The following is a 16,947-nucleotide window of genomic DNA, read 5'->3' on the forward strand; positions in this document are numbered from 1 at the left end:
ACCACTGAACATTTTTTTTTATTTCTGAAGTGCATTAAAGCGTGAATTGTGACTTTCTTTTTGGAAGGATGAGATAATAAAAGGAAACGGTTTAAATAAAATAAAAATATATTAACGCCTTTATTTTTAATTGTTTGCAACAGGAGTGGGGATAATTGCCCTATTTGCGTCGTATGTTCAGCATAGTTGTAAAATTGAAATTGCAGCTTTTACCAATTTCATCTTGTCTAGCTCAAATTGGTTCTATTATTAAATTTCCTGTTTTAACTTTTTTTTATGGTGAATCAGGATTTTCAATACATTTAGAACTTCAAATTTTAAAACTTACAAGTCACATGAGAAAAATGCTATCACTGCTAGCAGTGTTAGTGCTATGCACTGCTATGGCCCTGGGTCAATCCAAAACTTGGACCGGGACCGTCAAAGACACAAAAGGAGATCCCATTCCTTTTGCTACCATTAAGATCAAAGGCACATCAAATGCGGTGGCCGCCGATGCAAACGGCAACTTCTCCATCACCGCTCCACAAAACGCCACTTTTATTATCACCGCCGTGGGTTTTGAACAAACAGAATTAAGAGCAGGCGGTTCAGGAAAAATTTCAGTTGCCCTGAACCCACAAGACGCCATGAACGAAGTGGTGGTAACTGCCCTGGGTATCAAAAGGGCAAAAAATACCCTGCCATATGCTGCACAGGTAGTTAGTGGAGATGATGTTAGCCGCGTACGTTCGGGCAACGCCTTCAGCGCGCTTTCCGGAAAGGTATCGGGCTTGCAAATTCAACAGGGTAACGGGTTGGGTTCTTCAACCAACATCGTGATCCGTGGTACCAAGTCTATTTCAAGAAGTAACCAGGCTTTATTTGTTGTAGACGGAGTGCCTGTTGAAAATGCTATCAATAACAGAAGCACCCAGCAAAACGGCCGCGGCGGATACGATTATGGTAATGCTGCAGCCGACATTAACCCCGATGATATTGAAAATATCAACGTGTTAAAAGGTGCTGCCGCTACTGCGTTATACGGTTCCCGCGCCGCCAATGGGGTGATCATGATCACTACCAAAAAAGCAAAAAAAGGCCTGAACATCACCGTTAACTCAGGTTTTACAGTTAATTCTATCGACAAAAAAACTTTTCCTACCTATCAAAAACAATACGGAGCCGGTTACTCTGATTCCTATCAAAAAGATGGCTTCCTGTATTTTGATGTAGATGGCGATGGCGTTAAAGATTATGTGGTGCCTACATCTGAAGACGCGTCTTATGGCGTTAAATTCGATCCCAACTTAATGGTTTATCATTGGGATGCTTTTGATCCTGCTTCACCATACTATCATAAAGCAAAACCCTGGGTGGCTGCAGATAACGATCCATCTCATTTTTATGAAACACATGTTTCTACCAACAACAGCGTAATGTTCGATGGGGCTTCTGACAAGGGTTCTTACAAACTGGGTTACACCCGCAATGATGAGCATGGGGTGTTACCAAACAGCCGCCTGGTTAAGAACATCATCAATTTTGGCGCATCGTTTAACATTGCTCCCAAATTAACAGCGAACGCTTCAGTGAATTATTCAAAGATCGACGGTAAAGGCCGGTACGGAACCGGATACAGCGGCCGTAACGTAAACCAGAACTTCCGTCAATGGTATCAAACCAATGTGGATGTTAAGGAACAAAAAGAAGCTTATTTAAGAAATCATAAGAATATCACCTGGAACTGGAAAGACCCTTCAACTGCTTCGGGTATAGTTCCTATTTATACCGATAACTACTACTGGACCATATACCAAAACTATGAGAACGATACCCGTTCACGTGTTTTTGGATATGCATCACTCGATTATAAAGCAACCAGCTGGTTAAGCTTTTTAGGACGTGTTTCAGTAGATAATTATACCGAATTTCAGGAAGAACGTGTTGCTGTAGGAAGCCAGGGTACTGCTTCTTACACCCGCTTCGATCGTACTTTCAGTGAAGTGAACTACGACCTCATGGCCAATGTTGATAAAGACATTACCAAGGATCTTAACCTGAAAGGCTTGCTGGGTGCGAATATGCGCAGAAGTAACGATCGTTCGGTACTCGCTACTACATCTGGCGGTTTGGTGGTGCCGGGTTTGTACAGCATTGCCAATTCAAAAGGTGCCATTCCTGCGCCTTCAGAATCGAGCGCTCCAATTGCAGTTGACGGCTATTTTGGCGGCCTTACCCTTACTTACCAGGACTTTTTATCATTAGATGCTGCCATTCGCAGAGACCGGTCATCAACATTACCAACAAACGCTAATGTATATAACTACGGATCTGTTTCAGGAAGCTGGGTTTTCAGTCATCATTTAACAACTGTTCCCTGGATCTCAACCGGTAAAATTCGCATGAACTATGCGATTGTAGGTAATGATGCGCCCTGGGGAAGTGTTAAAGACGTATATGACCAGCCAAGCTCATTCGGAAGCAGTATTCTGTTCTCATTGCCCGATAAAAAGAACAATAATTTGCTGGTACCAGAAAAGACCTACAGCAAGGAGATCGGGCTCGAAATGGCATTCTTTAACAGCCGCTTAGGTTTTGATGCGAGCTATTATATTGCCGATAGTAAGAACCAGATCGTTCCGGTGTCTATTTCTACTGCCACCGGTTATTCAAGCAAAGTGCTTAACACCGGTATCATTCAAAATAAAGGGATCGAATTGTCGCTGTTTGCCACACCTGTTAGAACCAAAGATTTTTCCTGGAATGTTAACCTCAACTTCACCAGGAATAGAAACAAGGTGACCAAGTTGTATAATGACAGTAAGAACCTGCCCCTTGGATCGTTTCAGGGCGGGGTTAGCATAAACGCTACTTTGGATCAGCCATACGGAACCATTCAGGGTAAAACATGGGAACTGAAAGATGGCAAACGGTTGGTTGATAGCAACGGATACTATGTAGCTACCACTACAACGTCGAATGTTATCGGAAATGTAAATCCCGACTGGATCGGAGGTGTATATAACACTTTTAAATATAAAAACATTTCACTCGGATTTTTAATAGATGTTCGCAAAGGTGGCGATGTTTGGTCGCTCGACATGTTCTATGCCCAATACACCGGTGTGTTAAAAGAATCTGCCGGGTTGAATGACCTGGGTAATCCCATGCGGAACAGCCTCGCCGATGGCGGTGGTATCATCCTCGATGGCGTAACCGCCGATGGTAAAGTAAACACCAAACGGGTGGTAATAGATGCCAATTCACCTGCCAATCCTCAGTCAAATTATTCGTACGATGCCAGCTTTATTAAATTGAGGGAAGCCAATCTTACCTATACAGTGCCAACAAGCACACTTTCAAAGATTAAAGCCATAAAAGGCATCGATGTATCCCTGTTCGGAAGGAATTTATGGATCATTCATAAAAATCTGCCCTATTCTGATCCCGAAGAAAACCTTTCTGCCGGTAACATTCAGGGTATGCAAAGTGGCGCTTATCCCACAACCCGCTCTATTGGTTTGAACGTAAAGTTGAAATTCTAAAAAAGAAAAAATCATGAGAAAACTCATTTATATAGCAATGCCGGTTTTGTTACTGGCGGCATGCACGAAAGATATTTCCCGGTTTAATGAAGAAACAAAGAAACCTGCAACTGTACCACCAGGGCCTCTTTTCACCAATGCAGTAAAGAACCTGGCCGATGGTATGGCAAATGCCAGCGTAAACGTAAACGTATGGCGGTTTACTGTAAAACATTGGGCCATGGCAGTTTATCAGGACGAAGCACAGTATGATTTTGCTACGAGAGGTATTCCAGCTGCCTGGTGGACGAGATTATACCGTGATGTACTAAATGACTTAAAAGAATCGGCCCGGATAATTTCGGCAGATGCATCGCTTGATGCCGGCAAAAAGGACAATCAGCTGGCTATTATTGATATCATGCAGGTATACACATATAACATCCTGGTAAATACTTTTGGGAATGTTCCATACAAGGAGGCGCTCGATCCCAACAACCTGTTTCCTGTATATGATGATGCGAAAACAATTTATTCTGACCTGTTGAAACGGCTCACCGATGATCTCGGCAAATTAAAAACCGGCAGTGGTTCTTTTGCTTCATCCGAAGATGTTATCTATGGCGGCGGTTCAGCCAGTATTCCCAAATGGATAAAATTTGGCAACACCCTGCTGATGAAAATGGGTATGACGGTAGCAGATGTAGACAATGCTGCGGCTAAAGCCGCTATTGAAGCTGCAGATGCCAAAGCAATTTCTGCAGCAGCAGATAATGCCCTGTTCACCTATCTGACTGTAAGTCCGAATACCAATCCTTTATACACCGATATCGTGTTGGGTGGCCGTTCAGATTATATAGCAGCCAAAGACCTGATGGACCCCCTGATCTCATTGAACGATCCCCGCAAACCATTGTACTTTGGTACCAACAATGCAGGCAATTATGCCGGTGGCATTGTAGGTAAAGTGAACACCTTTTCAGATTTCAGTAAGCCAAGTACAAAAGTTACTGCACCCGATGCACCGCTGATCCTGGGCGATTATGTTGAAACCGAGTTTTTGCGGGCCGAAGCCAAGGAACGTGGTTTCAATGTTGCCGGTACAGCCTCCGACCATTATAACAATGCCATTACCGCATCTATAGTATATTGGGGTGGCTCTGCTTCTGATGCGGCAACCTACCTGGCACAAAGCCAGGTGGCATATGCTACAGCTACAGGTAGCTACAAACAAAAGATCGGTTTCCAGAAATGGATCGCTTTATACAACCGGCCATTTGATGGTTGGGTAGAAGTACGCCGGCTCGATTATCCACAATTGACGCTGGCGCTGAATGCCATTTCAGGATACCCCAACCGCTTCCCTTATCCGGGTAACGAACAACAGTTAAACGGAACCAATTACACAGCTGCCGCTGCTGCCATTGGTAGTGATAAGGTGGAAACCAAATTGTTCTGGGATAAATTCTAAAATAGCTTATTTCATGTGCAAGCCTCCCGACTTGTCGGGAGGCTTGTTTTTTTAAGGCATTCACCTGGAAATATAAAATTCAGTACATACCATTACGCCCGGTTTCTTACATTTGAGCCTTAAACTTTTAATGATGGAAGATCAAAATCCACAGCAAAACCAGCTTAATATCGAAATTTCTGAAGAAGTAGCCGAAGGGGAATATGCCAATCTTGCCATCATTACGCATTCTCATGCCGAGTTTGTAATAGATTTTGTGAACGTAATGCCCGGCACGCCTAAAAGCAAGGTAAAATCACGCATTATATTAACGCCTCAGCATGCCAAGCGCTTTATGAAGGCCTTAACCGAAAATATCCAACGTTTTGAAGCCGCTAACGGAAAGATCCAGGACCTGGAAGATGTGCAGCTGCCAATGAATTTCGGGGGGCCAACTGCACAGGCGTAGTCCTCTGGGCGCAGTAAAAGGATTGACTCCGGTTCATGCCATTAAAGCATGTCTGCATCGGCAAAGCTGAAGTATCCGTTTTCACTTACTATAATATGGTCGAACAGGTCAATGTCGAGCAATTGGGCGGCATCCTTCAATTTACGGGTGAGGTCCTGGTCGGCCTTGCTGGGTTGCAGATTGCCCGAAGGGTGATTATGACAAAGGATAATGCTTACCGCATCTTCCAGCACCGCTTTTTTTAAAATGACCCGGGGATCGGCAACGGTTCCGGTAATACCGCCCTTACTTACTATTTCAAAATGATTGATGCGGTTGGCCTGGTTCAGGTAGGCTACGGCAAAAACCTCGTGCGGGAGGTCGCGCAGCAGCGCCTGCAGGTAATTGGCAATATCGCGGCTGCTTTTTACAATTGGCTTTTCCAGGTAAAGGGAAGCCTGCCGGCGGCGCCCCAGTTCAAGGGCGGCAACAATGGTAATGGCCTTTACTTTCCCTATTCCTTTCAGGCGCATCATTTCCTGTATGGTAACTTTACCTAGTTCATTTAGGTTGTTCTTCCCCAGTCGTAGGACCTCTTTTGCCAGATCAACGGCATTTTTTTCCCGATGACCGTTTCCGATGAGTATGGCCAGTAGTTCTGAGTCACTTAAAGTTGATGGATTTTTCCCAAGTAGCTTTTCCCTTGGCCGGTCGTCTTTAGCCCATTTTTTTATTGAAACTTTAATCTCTTGCATACATCAAAAATTTCTAGTACTTTTCGCACAAATACTATAACCACAAAATGTACTTTAAGTACTAAATTGTGCGTTATTTCAGTATAAATCCAAATCTTATTAAGAATTTAATCTATATCCCCATGAACAGAAAGACTACTTTAGCCGCTATTGGAGGTTATCAACCCTTCCTTTTTTGCATTGGAATGTATTTTGTTGCCCTTTTCTTCTCAATTTTTATTTGCTCGGCCATATTTTATGCCTTCTATCCCAAGAAGTCGATCGCAAAAGACGCGGGAACAGGACATAAAATAGTAACCATGGCGCCCGGAGGTTCAAAAATGCTGCTGACAGTAACCAACAAGTAACACGTATTTGGGGGATGCACCGATTAATCAGTAACCATTGGGACAATACTATTTTTTTACACGTTGATGAAATAAATTTTTTGTTAAGAGGTTATCGGGCAAATACCCATCTTCGCGTTATCTTCGCCGCACATTTTACTGCGGTATGCAAATGTCAAGCAAGATCTTTTCAGGCACAGGTTCACAATACCTGGCCGAGAAAATAGCTCAGAAATTCGGGGCCACCCTTGGAAAAATAACCATCTCTAAATTTAGCGACGGAGAAATTCAGCCTGTTTTTCAGGAGAGTATCCGTGGCGATATGGTTTTCCTGGTGCAAAGTACTTTTGCCCCGGCCGAAAATATTCTTGAATTACTATTAATGATCGATGCCGCCCGGCGGGCTTCGGCCTATAAAGTGGTGGCTGTGATACCATATTATGGCTACGCGCGGCAGGACCGAAAGGATAAGCCCCGTGTGGCCATTGGTTCAAAGCTGATTGCCAATATGTTAGTGGCTGCCGGCGCCGATCGTGTTATAACCATGGACCTGCACGCTCCGCAAATCCAGGGCTATTTTGATATTCCCGTAGACCATCTCGATAGTTCTGCTATTTTTATTCCATACATCCAGCAACTTCAGTTGGAAAACCTTACCTTTGCGGCCCCCGACGTGGGAAGTGCCAACCGTATACGTGAGATCGCGTCTTATTTCAATGCCGAAATGGTGATCTGCGATAAGCATCGTAAACGGGCCAATGAAATAGCCAGTATGGTTGTTATTGGTGATGTTTCCGACCGCGACGTGGTATTGATAGATGATATTTGTGATACAGGCGGAACACTGGCAAAAGCAGCCGGTTTGTTGAAGCAAAAAGGAGCCCGCAGCGTTCGTGCATTGTGTACACACCCGGTTTTAAGCGGAAATGCCTACTCAAATATTGAGAACAGTGTTTTGGAAGAACTGGTAGTTTGTGACACAATACCCCTGAAACAGAAGATCTCGAAATTGAAGATCCTGAGTGTGGCCGAACTGTTTGCAGTGGCAATACGCAATGCGTATGAGAACAGAAGTATCACCGGGTTATTTATACATAGTCAAAGACGTAACAGCTAGCCAATTGAAAGCTGTTTGCAACAAAGGAACTTTTAAACAATAATAAGCAATGAAAACAATTACAATCGAAGGACAACTGAGGACCGAAACCGGGAAAAAAGCCACCCGCCAACTTCGCTCTCAGGGACTGGTGCCTGGTGTAATTTACGGCGGTACACAGGAAATTTCTTTTTCAGCTCCTGTGCTGGCTTTCAAATCCATCGTATATACTCCTGATTTCCAGTTAGCTGAAGTTAAAGTAGATGGAAAGAGCTACAGATGCATTCTGAAAGACCTGCAATTTGATAAGGTTTCAGATCAATTGTCGCATGTTGACTTCCTCGAGTTGGTTCAGGACAAAGCAGTGATCGCTACTATTCCTATTAAGTTCACTGGTGCTTCTCAGGGTGTAAAAGATGGTGGTCGTCTTATCACAAAAGTAAAGTCTTTAAAAGTTAAGTCATTACCCCAATACCTGAAAGAGAACATTGAGGTTGATATCACCGAGCTGCAGCTGAATGGTAACATTCGTGTTGAAGATGTTAAGGAGCCTAATTATGAGATCCTGAACTCACCACGTATTCCTATCGCATCAGTAGTTATGACGCGTCAGTTGAAACAGGAAGAAGCTGCTGCCCCTGCGGCCGGAGCTGCTAAAGCGCCCGCTGCTGCTGCTGCCGCTAAAGCGCCTGCTGCTAAAGCGCCTGCCGCTAAGAAGTAAATAAATCAATGCATATAAAGCCCGGGTAATACCGGGCTTTTAAGTCAAAATAAAGAGGTCAGGTGAGTCACATGAGGAATTGAGAAAAAGGAATCATTGACTGATTTGACCCTTTTTACTGATCCGACTATCCGACTGAATTGACTCATTTGACCAATTTGATCCAATTACCGGTTTGCCTGATTGACCTGTTGATACATTTAGACTTGAATTGATCGTTTTTTGGCAATTTCAGCCTTCTGCTTACCCCACCACACATTATTCAACTATTGCCACATGAAGTTCCTGTTGATAGGTTTAGGTAATATTGGAGATGATTATACGTATACACGTCACAACATAGGTTTTGATGTAGTGGATGCTTTTGCCCAAAAGCATGGTGGCTTTTTTGGGGTAGGACGGCTGGCACAAGTTTGTGAGTTGAAATGGAAGGGCAAAAAATTGACAATTATCAAGCCTTCGACCTACATGAACCTGAGTGGCAAGGCGGTAAAGTACTGGATGGAAAAAGAATCAGTCGCTTTGGAACAATTATTGGTAATAGTAGACGATATTGCACTACCGCTTTCCCGGATACGGCTTCGACCTTCGGGTAGCTGTGCTGGTCATAATGGATTGCGGAGCATAGAGGAGACCCTTCTTACCGATAAGTACCCCCGATTACGTTTTGGTATCGGTAACAATTTCCCCAGGGGAGGGCAGGCGGATTTTGTACTTGACCGCTGGACGCCCGAGGAATCGCCCTTAGTAAAACGAAAGGTTGAAAAGTGTGTGGATGTGATAGAAAATTTTATCACCATTGGCATCGAACGAACTATGAATGAAGCGAATAAATTGGAGTTTACACTATGATTTGTTAATTTGAATCTTTATTTTCGCAATGCCAATATTTGTGGTGAGTAATAATTTGATATTCAATATCTCTATGCCCACGTACCCCGGCTTTTCCAGGCGCATGAAACTTGAAAACAATTATCTCAATTAAACCCTTTGTTGAGTATGAAAATTTTCTGTGTAGGCCGTAATTATGTGGCTCACGCAAAAGAACTGGGTAATGAGGTTTCAGACGAACCTATCGTTTTTATGAAACCTAAAAGTGCTTTATTGCAGGCTCATACCCCATTTTATTACCCCGAGTTCACTAATGAATTGCACTATGAGTGTGAACTGGTATTGCGTATTTCAAAGAATGGTAAATACATCCAGGATAGATTTGCCAGTAAGTATTATGATGCAGTAACAGTTGGTATCGACTTTACTGCCCGTGATATTCAAACTGAATTAAAAGAGAAGGGGCTGCCCTGGGAAAAAGCGAAAGCCTGGGATAATTCAGCCGTGATCGGGCGTTGGATCCCGTTCACGAATATCAAGAACAAAAAAGACATCAACTTTTGTTTATATAAAAATAAAGAGCTGGTGCAGCAGGGTAATTCAGGTTTAATGATCAATAACTTTGATAAAGTAGTAGCTTACATTTCCAACTACTTTTCAGTGAATATTGGCGACCTGGTATTTACCGGCACACCTGCTGGTGTAGGCGAATGTGTGGTTGGTGACGAGCTGGAAGCCTTTATCGAAGACGACAGCTTATTAAGTTTAGAGATCAAATAACAAATAGATCATCATTACAAGGAAATAGCCTTTCCCGATTCTTCGGGAAGGGCTTTTTTGTTTTCTGAACGGGCCTGCCCTGAACGAACCTGACCTGAGCGAAGCCGAAGAGTTGAAAATAGGTACCCGCCAGGAAGCCCAATGTCTGAATTTGCGTTTTTATACCCGAAATACAGACAAATACCAGGGCATTGGGTTAAACAGGCGATCGTAATTTTTTTTGTCGCTATAAGACGTTTTATGCGTTTACCGGTCAAAATACCTCCCTGTTTCCGGTTGCTGGCCGCCAATTTCTGACCTTTCAATTCCGTCCATAGATTTTTCTTACAAACTAACAGTTGTTATTATTATTTTTGGGGATTAACTATGATGCATACCGATATTTTATTAAAGGCCTACCGGCTTATGTGCACTGCTAAAGCAATGGCCGAAACCTATGAAGCCAACCGGGCAGCCTGTAAATACGTTCATTCAACATCCCGTGGTCATGAAGCTATTCAACTGGCAACAGCCTTTCAATTGTTGCCCTGTGATTATATAAGCCCCTATTATCGCGATGAAAGCATATTGCTGGGGCTGGGCTTTACGCCCTATCAGTTAATGTTGCAGTTACTGGCCAAACGTGATGATATCTTTACCGGGGGCCGCGAATATTATTCGCACCCCAATTACCGCGGCGACGATAAACCCACCATCATACACCAGAGCAGTGCCACCGGTATGCAGGCAATTCCCACTACCGGTATTGCGCAGGGTATTCAATACCTTGAACAGGTTCAAAGCGATAGATTGATAAAAGGCCCCAATGGCGAAATGCCTGTGGTCATTTGCTCACTCGGCGATGCCAGTGTAACAGAAGGTGAAGTAAGCGAAGCATTTCAGTTTGCAGTGCTGAAGAAATTACCGGTGATCTACCTCGTACAGGATAATGGCTGGGGCATTAGCGCCAGTGCAGATGAAGTGCGGGTGATGGATGCATATGATTATGCAGGCGGTTTTCCCGGCCTTGACCGGGTGCGTATTGATGGAAGCAATTTTGAAGAAAGTTTTGATACCATGCACCGCGTGGTACAATATGTACGGCAGCAAAGAACGCCCTATCTGGTTCAGGCCAAAGTGCCTTTATTAGGCCACCATACCAGTGGGGTTCGCAAAGAGTTTTACCGCACACAGCAAGACCTGGAGAAACATGCCGTGAATGATCCCGGGCCAGGGCTGCGTCAACGGTTATTACAATACGGTATCGATGAGCAACAATTGCTGTACATCGAAAAAGAGGCGGGGGAAGCTGTAAGCTCGCAGTTTCAGCAAGCCGTGCAGGCACCTGAGCCAAACCCTGCAACTATAGCCGAGCATGTGTTTGCGCCAACCCCGGTAACGGAAGAAAAAGGGCAACGCCAGCCAGCGGGTAATGAAAAAATAATCATGGTCGATGCGGCCCTGTTTGCCATCAGGGAAATTATGGAAGAGTTCCCCGAAGCAATGTTGTATGGGCAGGATGTTGGTCGCCGTTTGGGTGGTGTTTTTCGCGAAGCAGCTACCCTTGCTGAAAAATTCAGTGATGCACGGGTTTTCAATACCGCCATTCAGGAAGCATATATCATTGGTTCAACTGTGGGCATGAGCGCGGTGGGGGTGAAGCCAATTGTAGAAGTACAGTTTGCCGATTATATTTATCCCGGTTTTAATCAACTGGTAACCGAGATCTCAAAATCCTGTTACCTGAGTTGCGGCAAGTTCCCGGTTCAAACAGTTATCCGCGTTCCCATTGGCGCCTATGGTGGCGGGGGGCCTTATCATAGTGGAAGTATTGAAACTACATTACTGTCAATTAAAGGAATTAAAGTAGTATACCCATCCAACGCGGCAGATATGAAAGGCCTTATGAAAGCAGCTTTCCTTGATCCCAATCCCGTGGTAATGCTTGAGCATAAAGGATTATACTGGAGTAAAGTGCCGGGTACTGAAGAGGCTAAAACAATTGAGCCGTCCCGGGATTATGTATTGCCATTAGGAAAAGCTACCCTGGTATTACAAGCAGAAAACGGTAAAATAGCTTCGGGTGAATCATGTTGCATAGTAACATATGGAATGGGTGTTTACTGGGCGCGGTCAGCTGCAAAAAACTTCCCGGGGCAAATAGATATAATTGATCTGCGCACGTTATTTCCGCTTGATGAAAATTTTATTTTTGAAAGAGTAAAAAAACATGGTAAATGTTTGGTGCTTACCGAAGAGCAGCAGAATAATTCTTTTGCAGAAGCGCTGGCACAAAGGATCTCCCACGCCTGCTTTCAATGGCTCGATGCATCGGTGGAAGTATTGGGTGCATTAAATGTACCAGCGGTACCTATGAACATGATGTTGGAACAAACAATGTTACCAAATGGTGAAAAAGTGTCAGTGATAATAAAACACTTATTGAATTCGTAATAACAAGCAGATCTTCTGCGACAAGATAATTTCATTCCCCTTCTTATTCTACAAGATAACTAGGCTGTAGCGTACATCCTATCCTTCTGCCGTTTATAATATTTTAACACGGGGCGTATAATAAAATTTGTCTTATTTACGTAGAGTTACGTACTTCAAACCACCTAAGCAGCCATGAAAAACAGATACCTGAAGGGGGCCCATCTTTCTGAGCGGAAAGTTAGGGAACTTATTAAATTATTCTCGGAAGATCTGACAGCCACGCAGATCGCCAACATTACTGGAATTAGTCGTATTACGGTAAATGCGTACTTTAAACTAATTCGTACACACATTGCAAAATTTTGCGAGGAGAGGAATCCATTTCATTTTACCAATGGAACGGTAACTTATCATGCATCGGAGAATGGCACGGTTGCCAGCAATGGAACCGTTTCAAAGAAATCGTTTTATGGGATCTTCAAAAACGATGAAACCATTCACACCGATAAAATTGCAAACATTGATGCAGAGTGGATGTATGATTGGTTAAAAGGAAAAACAGAAGGCGACAGGGATATTATTGAAAAATATCGCCTTCATGTTTACAATGGCATTGCCGATTTTAACAGCATCAGGTTGTACCGCATTAATGAATCGGTACCTGGTGTGACCCGTGGCAAATCGCATGTCGATGAAATCGATATGTTCTGGGGCTTGCTGAAATCACGGTTAATAAAATTCCGTGGATTGAACAGCGGTACCCTTTATCTGCACGTAAAGGAAACAGAATTCCGTTACAATTACAGGGAAAATGATCTGTTCGAGCTGCTGATGGAAATTTTGCACAAACGTCCGTTGCATTACTCAAAAGCAGTAAGGTAATCTAAGACGCTCCCGGCAAACCGGAGTGAAACGGCAAACGTACATGCGAACTAACACTGCCTCCTGGCCATGGCGAAGCTTTGGCAGCTTGCATCTTATTTGCCAATTGGTAAATATAGGGCATAGCCAATAGGCCTGCAGGCTTACCATTGAACGTTTCGCAGCCCGCTCCTATAAGTCGGGGTCTCAAATAAACGAACTCCGGGGATTTCATTCTATAGCGTATCGCAACTCATCCCTGGATCATTAAAAACAGTTGCGGTAATAGAATTTTTCTCATGTGACTCGCAGTCCCGATTCTTCGGGACTGCTTTTTTATGTATAGTTAAGGAGGCTAACCAGTGGTTAACCTGTCATGATAAACAAATTTGTTAATTTGCAGGGGGGCCAAATTAAACGTCAATATTATGGGGCACGATCATTCACATGCACATCATTCCCATTCGCATGCCGTTTCATTTAATGAAGCGAGCCTAAAAGCCTTTCAGGTTGGTATAGCATTGAATATTTTATTTGTGATGGTAGAAGTAGTGGCTGGTCTTGCCTATAAGTCTATGTCGCTATTGAGCGATGCAGGACATAACCTCGCAGATGTTGCCAGTTTGTTGCTTTCCTATATTGCTTTCAAATTGGCCCACCGGCAGGCAACAACGCGATTTACCTACGGCTTAAAGAAAACAACTGTATTGGCGGCCCTTTTCAATGCATTATTGCTGCTGGTAGCCATTGGTACGCTGGGGTACGAATCGGTGCAACGCCTGCAGGCGCCTCCGGTTGTACAGGGTTATGGAATTGCCTGGGTTGCTGCCATAGGCATTGTGGTAAATAGTGTTTCTGCCTTTCTTTTCTTCAGGAATAAGGATACCGATCTCAATATAAAAGGAGCTTACTGGCATTTACTGGCCGATGCCCTCGTATCGGTAGGCGTTGTCATTGGCGGTATTGTTATTTCTTATACCGGCTGGTTCTGGCTCGACCCCGCTATTGGACTGGCAATAATGATCATCATACTCATAAGTACCTGGTCGTTGTTAACCGATAGTTTTAAAATGTCGGTTGATGCGGTACCATCAGGCATTGATCTGGAAGCAATAACCCGCATTATGTTATCGGTTAAACATATTGTGAATGTGCATCACATCCACATTTGGCCATTGAGTACAACTGAGAATGCACTCACCGCGCATGTGATCATCGATGACCAGCTACCGTTTGAGGAAAAACTGAAAGTGATACAGGAACTCAAACATGAGTTAATACATCATAATATTCACCACAGCACCATTGAGCTGGAATCGGAAACCGTTCACTGTTCAAACGAAAATGAAAAGCTGGAACCGTTTACACAACCCCATCGGCATTGATGCCGTTTATTTATCCCGGTTGCTTACATACTTGTAGATCATTTCCGAAACTTCGGCCATAGCTTTTATTGCCTGATCTTCTTTTTGCAGATTTTTTGATAACAACACCAATACATATTTTCTTCCATCGGGTAAGAACACGATGCCCGAATCGTGTTGAACATGCATGATGTTACCCGTTTTGTGAGCAACCTTCACTGTTGAAGGTAACCGGGCCGGAATGATCTCATTGAATTGTTGATTTAACAGGATATTGATCATGGCCTGTGAAGAAGCGCTGTCTACAATTTCACCGGTTGCCATTTTTTCAAAGATCACCTGCAGGTCGCCGGCAGTTGTAACGTTATTGAATCCTTTATCAAATGCCTTCGAGTCCTCAACACCCCGCAACACCTGTATATGGCTGGCGCCCAGTTGCCGCATGGTTTGTGTAACCTGCCGGGCATTTACCAGTTCAATCACCATATTGGTAGCCAGGTTGCTACTCCTGATGATCATCTCGTACACCAGGTTGTACAATGATCTTTTTTCACCTAAGTGTTGGTATAGTTCTTTTTCGCTGTCATCACTGGCCTTCAGGCTGAATACACTGCTATCAACAATGCTTTTGAATTCATTCTTCAGCACAAAGGAATCGTTGAGTGAAAAGGCCCCCGCGGCAGCCTGCTTGTATACTTCTATCATCACCGGTGTTTTCATGGTGCTCGCCGCATGAAAATATTGCTGTTCATTGATGAGTATGGTTTCGCCTGTTGAAAGGTCTTTAAAGGCAACGGCAAAATCGCCGGGCTGTTCTGCCAGCTTCGATTTTATGTTGTCCTGAAGTTTATTTAATGTCATACGGTTTGAACAGGCTGAAAGAAGAAATAAACTGCCAAGCAGTAAGAAAATTTTTGGATAAATGGTCATAACCAGTAGTTATAATGCCGAAGATAATAGAAAATGTATTCAGGCGCGAACCGCTGTTAAAAACAGGGTGCTGTTTTTATGGAAAAAAACGTTAACTTGAATAGAGAGCAACTTCCATTGCCTGAAATTTAAAGGTATGCTTCAAAATCAACTGCTGTTCCTGATAGATGACGACCTGGATGATCATGAAATCTTCAAATCGGCTTTGGAAAAAGTTGATGCCGGCCTTGTTTTACTAACCGCTACCAATGGCTATGATGCGTTGAAGTTGCTTGCATCGGCCAACACGCTGCCCGACTATATATTTGTTGATCTTAATATGCCCCGCATGGGGGGATTGCAGTTCCTGAAAGAAATAAAACAAACCGATGCGTTAAAAGACATCCCGGTCATTATTTACTCAACCAGCTCCAGTCCCGGTGATATTGCCAAAACAAAAGAACTGGGAGCGGAATCGTTTATTACAAAGCCTTCCCGGTTTTCAGACATTTGCAGCCTTTTGCGATCATTGGTTGTTTCGTAGTGGTGTTTTGCATTGGCGTAATTATTTTCCTGCATGGCTTCGTTATAGTTGTTCAATAACACCTTTAAACACTGCACTCAGTTTTTGATCGGCTTTTCCAGCTACGGCAATAATTTCTTCAATATTTACCGGATGCAGGTTCTCGGGATCGCATTCATCGGTGATCACACTAACGGCGGCACAATGCAACCCGATCTGGTTGGCCACAATCACTTCAGGAACGGTGCTCATGCCTACCATATCTGCCCCGATCACCCGAAGAAAACGGTATTCTGCCCTTGTTTCGAGGTTAGGGCCGGGTACAGCTACATAAATACCCTGTTTAAGCGGCAGCGAGAGGTCAAGGGCCGTTTTTATAAAAAGTTTGTTCAATCGTAAATCGTACGGCTGGCTCATATCGGGGAACCGGGGACCCAGGCCAGGTTCGTTCACTCCGCGTAAAGGATTTTCCGGTTGCAGGTTAATGTGGTCGGTAAGCAACACAAGATCACCTTTTTTGTATTCTGGGTTCATGCCGCCTGCGGCATTGCTCAGCAACAGGCTGGTTATGCCTAATGCCTTAAATACCCTTACAGGGAAAGTGATTTGTTGCATGCTGTATCCCTCATAATAGTGAAACCGCCCCTGCATGATCAGTATCTTTTTATTTCCGGCAGTGGCCAGCATAAGCTTGCCCTTGTGCGATTCAACCGTAGAGGTAGGAAAATGTGGGATATCGTTATACGAAATTTGCTGTACCACCTCAACCCGGTCAATAAATGAGCCCAGTCCGGTCCCTAAAACAATAGCAGTAGAGGCCCCGGTAAATCCTTTCTCTTCTAAAAAATGGGTGGTTTGTGCAATTTTTTCAACGATTTGGTTCATCCCGTTATTTTTTTTCAAAATAAGGCATTCCGGTGGTTATTTTGGCGCATTTGAATATTTTTATTCATCAATGTATA

Annotated in this window: 15 protein-coding genes; 12 read left to right on the top strand and 3 right to left on the bottom strand. The window is 43.7% G+C overall.

Annotation, left to right across the window (positions count from 1 at the left end; genetic code table 11):
• Nucleotides 1–335: 335 nt before the first annotated feature.
• The 3 genes from A3860_RS16225 (at nt 336) to A3860_RS16235 (ending at nt 5,425) form a co-directional block, all read left to right on the top strand.
• A complete protein-coding gene (locus tag A3860_RS16225) occupies nt 336–3,527 on the top strand; it encodes a SusC/RagA family TonB-linked outer membrane protein (RefSeq protein ID WP_081147771.1) in 3,192 nt (1,063 codons plus the stop codon).
• A 13-nt stretch (nt 3,528–3,540) separates the two neighbouring features.
• Nucleotides 3,541–4,977 carry a SusD/RagB family nutrient-binding outer membrane lipoprotein gene (locus A3860_RS16230; RefSeq protein ID WP_081147772.1) on the top strand — a complete coding sequence of 479 codons (1,437 nt, stop codon included), beginning with the start codon at nt 3,541–3,543 and terminating at the stop codon, nt 4,975–4,977.
• 133 nt (nt 4,978–5,110) lie between these two features.
• Nucleotides 5,111–5,425, top strand: coding sequence for a DUF3467 domain-containing protein (locus A3860_RS16235; RefSeq protein ID WP_216823457.1), 315 nt, complete (start codon nt 5,111–5,113; stop codon nt 5,423–5,425).
• Nucleotides 5,426–5,466: 41 nt separating this feature from the next.
• On the opposite strand, the gene radC is transcribed toward A3860_RS16235, so the two are convergent.
• Nucleotides 5,467–6,159 (bottom strand): RadC family protein, encoded by a 693-nt coding sequence (gene radC / locus A3860_RS16240; RefSeq protein WP_081147774.1) that lies wholly within the window; start codon nt 6,157–6,159, stop codon nt 5,467–5,469.
• A 122-nt stretch (nt 6,160–6,281) separates the two neighbouring features.
• On the opposite strand from radC, the gene A3860_RS16245 reads away from it, so the two are divergent.
• From A3860_RS16245 to A3860_RS16285, 8 genes are all read left to right on the top strand, one after another.
• Nucleotides 6,282–6,506 carry a hypothetical protein gene (locus A3860_RS16245; protein ID WP_081147775.1) on the top strand — a complete coding sequence of 75 codons (225 nt, stop codon included), beginning with the start codon at nt 6,282–6,284 and terminating at the stop codon, nt 6,504–6,506.
• Nucleotides 6,507–6,651: 145 nt separating this feature from the next.
• The gene (locus A3860_RS16250; protein WP_081147776.1) at nt 6,652–7,602 is read left to right on the top strand and encodes a ribose-phosphate pyrophosphokinase; all 951 of its coding nucleotides are present in this window, start codon (nt 6,652–6,654) and stop codon (nt 7,600–7,602) included.
• A gap of 49 nt (nt 7,603–7,651) precedes the next feature.
• On the top strand, nt 7,652–8,302 hold the full coding sequence (locus tag A3860_RS16255; protein WP_081147777.1) for a 50S ribosomal protein L25: 651 nt from the start codon (nt 7,652–7,654) through the stop codon (nt 8,300–8,302).
• Between the two features lie 276 nt (nt 8,303–8,578).
• Nucleotides 8,579–9,154, top strand: a complete 576-nt coding sequence (pth, locus tag A3860_RS16260; protein WP_081147778.1) for an aminoacyl-tRNA hydrolase — start codon at nt 8,579–8,581, stop codon at nt 9,152–9,154.
• Between the two features lie 147 nt (nt 9,155–9,301).
• Complete coding sequence (locus A3860_RS16265) at nt 9,302–9,913, top strand: fumarylacetoacetate hydrolase family protein (RefSeq protein ID WP_081147779.1); 612 nt, start codon at nt 9,302–9,304, stop codon at nt 9,911–9,913.
• 405 nt (nt 9,914–10,318) lie between these two features.
• Nucleotides 10,319–12,346 carry an alpha-ketoacid dehydrogenase subunit alpha/beta gene (locus A3860_RS16275; protein ID WP_245843553.1) on the top strand — a complete coding sequence of 676 codons (2,028 nt, stop codon included), beginning with the start codon at nt 10,319–10,321 and terminating at the stop codon, nt 12,344–12,346.
• 174 nt (nt 12,347–12,520) lie between these two features.
• Nucleotides 12,521–13,210 carry a hypothetical protein gene (locus A3860_RS16280; RefSeq protein WP_081147782.1) on the top strand — a complete coding sequence of 230 codons (690 nt, stop codon included), beginning with the start codon at nt 12,521–12,523 and terminating at the stop codon, nt 13,208–13,210.
• Between the two features lie 407 nt (nt 13,211–13,617).
• Nucleotides 13,618–14,574, top strand: coding sequence for a cation diffusion facilitator family transporter (locus A3860_RS16285; protein WP_081147783.1), 957 nt, complete (start codon nt 13,618–13,620; stop codon nt 14,572–14,574).
• Between the two features lie 6 nt (nt 14,575–14,580).
• On the opposite strand, the gene A3860_RS16290 is transcribed toward A3860_RS16285, so the two are convergent.
• Nucleotides 14,581–15,414 carry a serine hydrolase gene (locus A3860_RS16290; protein WP_245843554.1) on the bottom strand — a complete coding sequence of 278 codons (834 nt, stop codon included), beginning with the start codon at nt 15,412–15,414 and terminating at the stop codon, nt 14,581–14,583.
• Nucleotides 15,415–15,619: 205 nt separating this feature from the next.
• Here A3860_RS16290 and A3860_RS16295 point away from each other — a divergent pair, with 205 nt between their 5' ends.
• Nucleotides 15,620–16,006, top strand: coding sequence for a response regulator (locus A3860_RS16295; protein ID WP_081147785.1), 387 nt, complete (start codon nt 15,620–15,622; stop codon nt 16,004–16,006).
• Between the two features lie 42 nt (nt 16,007–16,048).
• Here A3860_RS16295 and A3860_RS16300 read toward each other — a convergent pair whose 3' ends face one another.
• Entirely contained in the window at nt 16,049–16,870 is an 822-nt protein-coding gene (locus tag A3860_RS16300) for a purine-nucleoside phosphorylase (protein WP_081147786.1), read from the bottom strand.
• Nucleotides 16,871–16,947: the final 77 nt, after the last annotated feature.

The organism is Niastella vici, from assembly GCF_002077945.1.
GTDB classification, from domain to species: domain Bacteria; phylum Bacteroidota; class Bacteroidia; order Chitinophagales; family Chitinophagaceae; genus Niastella; species Niastella vici.

What these genes read in the sequence shown, in the direction of transcription:
- A3860_RS16225 (WP_081147771.1), top strand. Translation starts at nt 336, where the DNA reads ATGAGAAAAATGCTATCACTGCTAGCAGTGTTAGTGCTATGCACTGCT.
- A3860_RS16230 (WP_081147772.1), top strand. Translation starts at nt 3,541, where the DNA reads ATGAGAAAACTCATTTATATAGCAATGCCGGTTTTGTTACTGGCGGCA.
- A3860_RS16235 (WP_216823457.1), top strand. Translation starts at nt 5,111, where the DNA reads ATGGAAGATCAAAATCCACAGCAAAACCAGCTTAATATCGAAATTTCT.
- radC (WP_081147774.1), bottom strand. Translation starts at nt 6,159, where the DNA reads ATGCAAGAGATTAAAGTTTCAATAAAAAAATGGGCTAAAGACGACCGG.
- A3860_RS16245 (WP_081147775.1), top strand. Translation starts at nt 6,282, where the DNA reads ATGAACAGAAAGACTACTTTAGCCGCTATTGGAGGTTATCAACCCTTC.
- A3860_RS16250 (WP_081147776.1), top strand. Translation starts at nt 6,652, where the DNA reads ATGCAAATGTCAAGCAAGATCTTTTCAGGCACAGGTTCACAATACCTG.
- A3860_RS16255 (WP_081147777.1), top strand. Translation starts at nt 7,652, where the DNA reads ATGAAAACAATTACAATCGAAGGACAACTGAGGACCGAAACCGGGAAA.
- pth (WP_081147778.1), top strand. Translation starts at nt 8,579, where the DNA reads ATGAAGTTCCTGTTGATAGGTTTAGGTAATATTGGAGATGATTATACG.
- A3860_RS16265 (WP_081147779.1), top strand. Translation starts at nt 9,302, where the DNA reads ATGAAAATTTTCTGTGTAGGCCGTAATTATGTGGCTCACGCAAAAGAA.
- A3860_RS16275 (WP_245843553.1), top strand. Translation starts at nt 10,319, where the DNA reads ATGTGCACTGCTAAAGCAATGGCCGAAACCTATGAAGCCAACCGGGCA.
- A3860_RS16280 (WP_081147782.1), top strand. Translation starts at nt 12,521, where the DNA reads ATGAAAAACAGATACCTGAAGGGGGCCCATCTTTCTGAGCGGAAAGTT.
- A3860_RS16285 (WP_081147783.1), top strand. Translation starts at nt 13,618, where the DNA reads ATGGGGCACGATCATTCACATGCACATCATTCCCATTCGCATGCCGTT.
- A3860_RS16290 (WP_245843554.1), bottom strand. Translation starts at nt 15,414, where the DNA reads ATGACATTAAATAAACTTCAGGACAACATAAAATCGAAGCTGGCAGAA.
- A3860_RS16295 (WP_081147785.1), top strand. Translation starts at nt 15,620, where the DNA reads ATGCTTCAAAATCAACTGCTGTTCCTGATAGATGACGACCTGGATGAT.
- A3860_RS16300 (WP_081147786.1), bottom strand. Translation starts at nt 16,870, where the DNA reads ATGAACCAAATCGTTGAAAAAATTGCACAAACCACCCATTTTTTAGAA.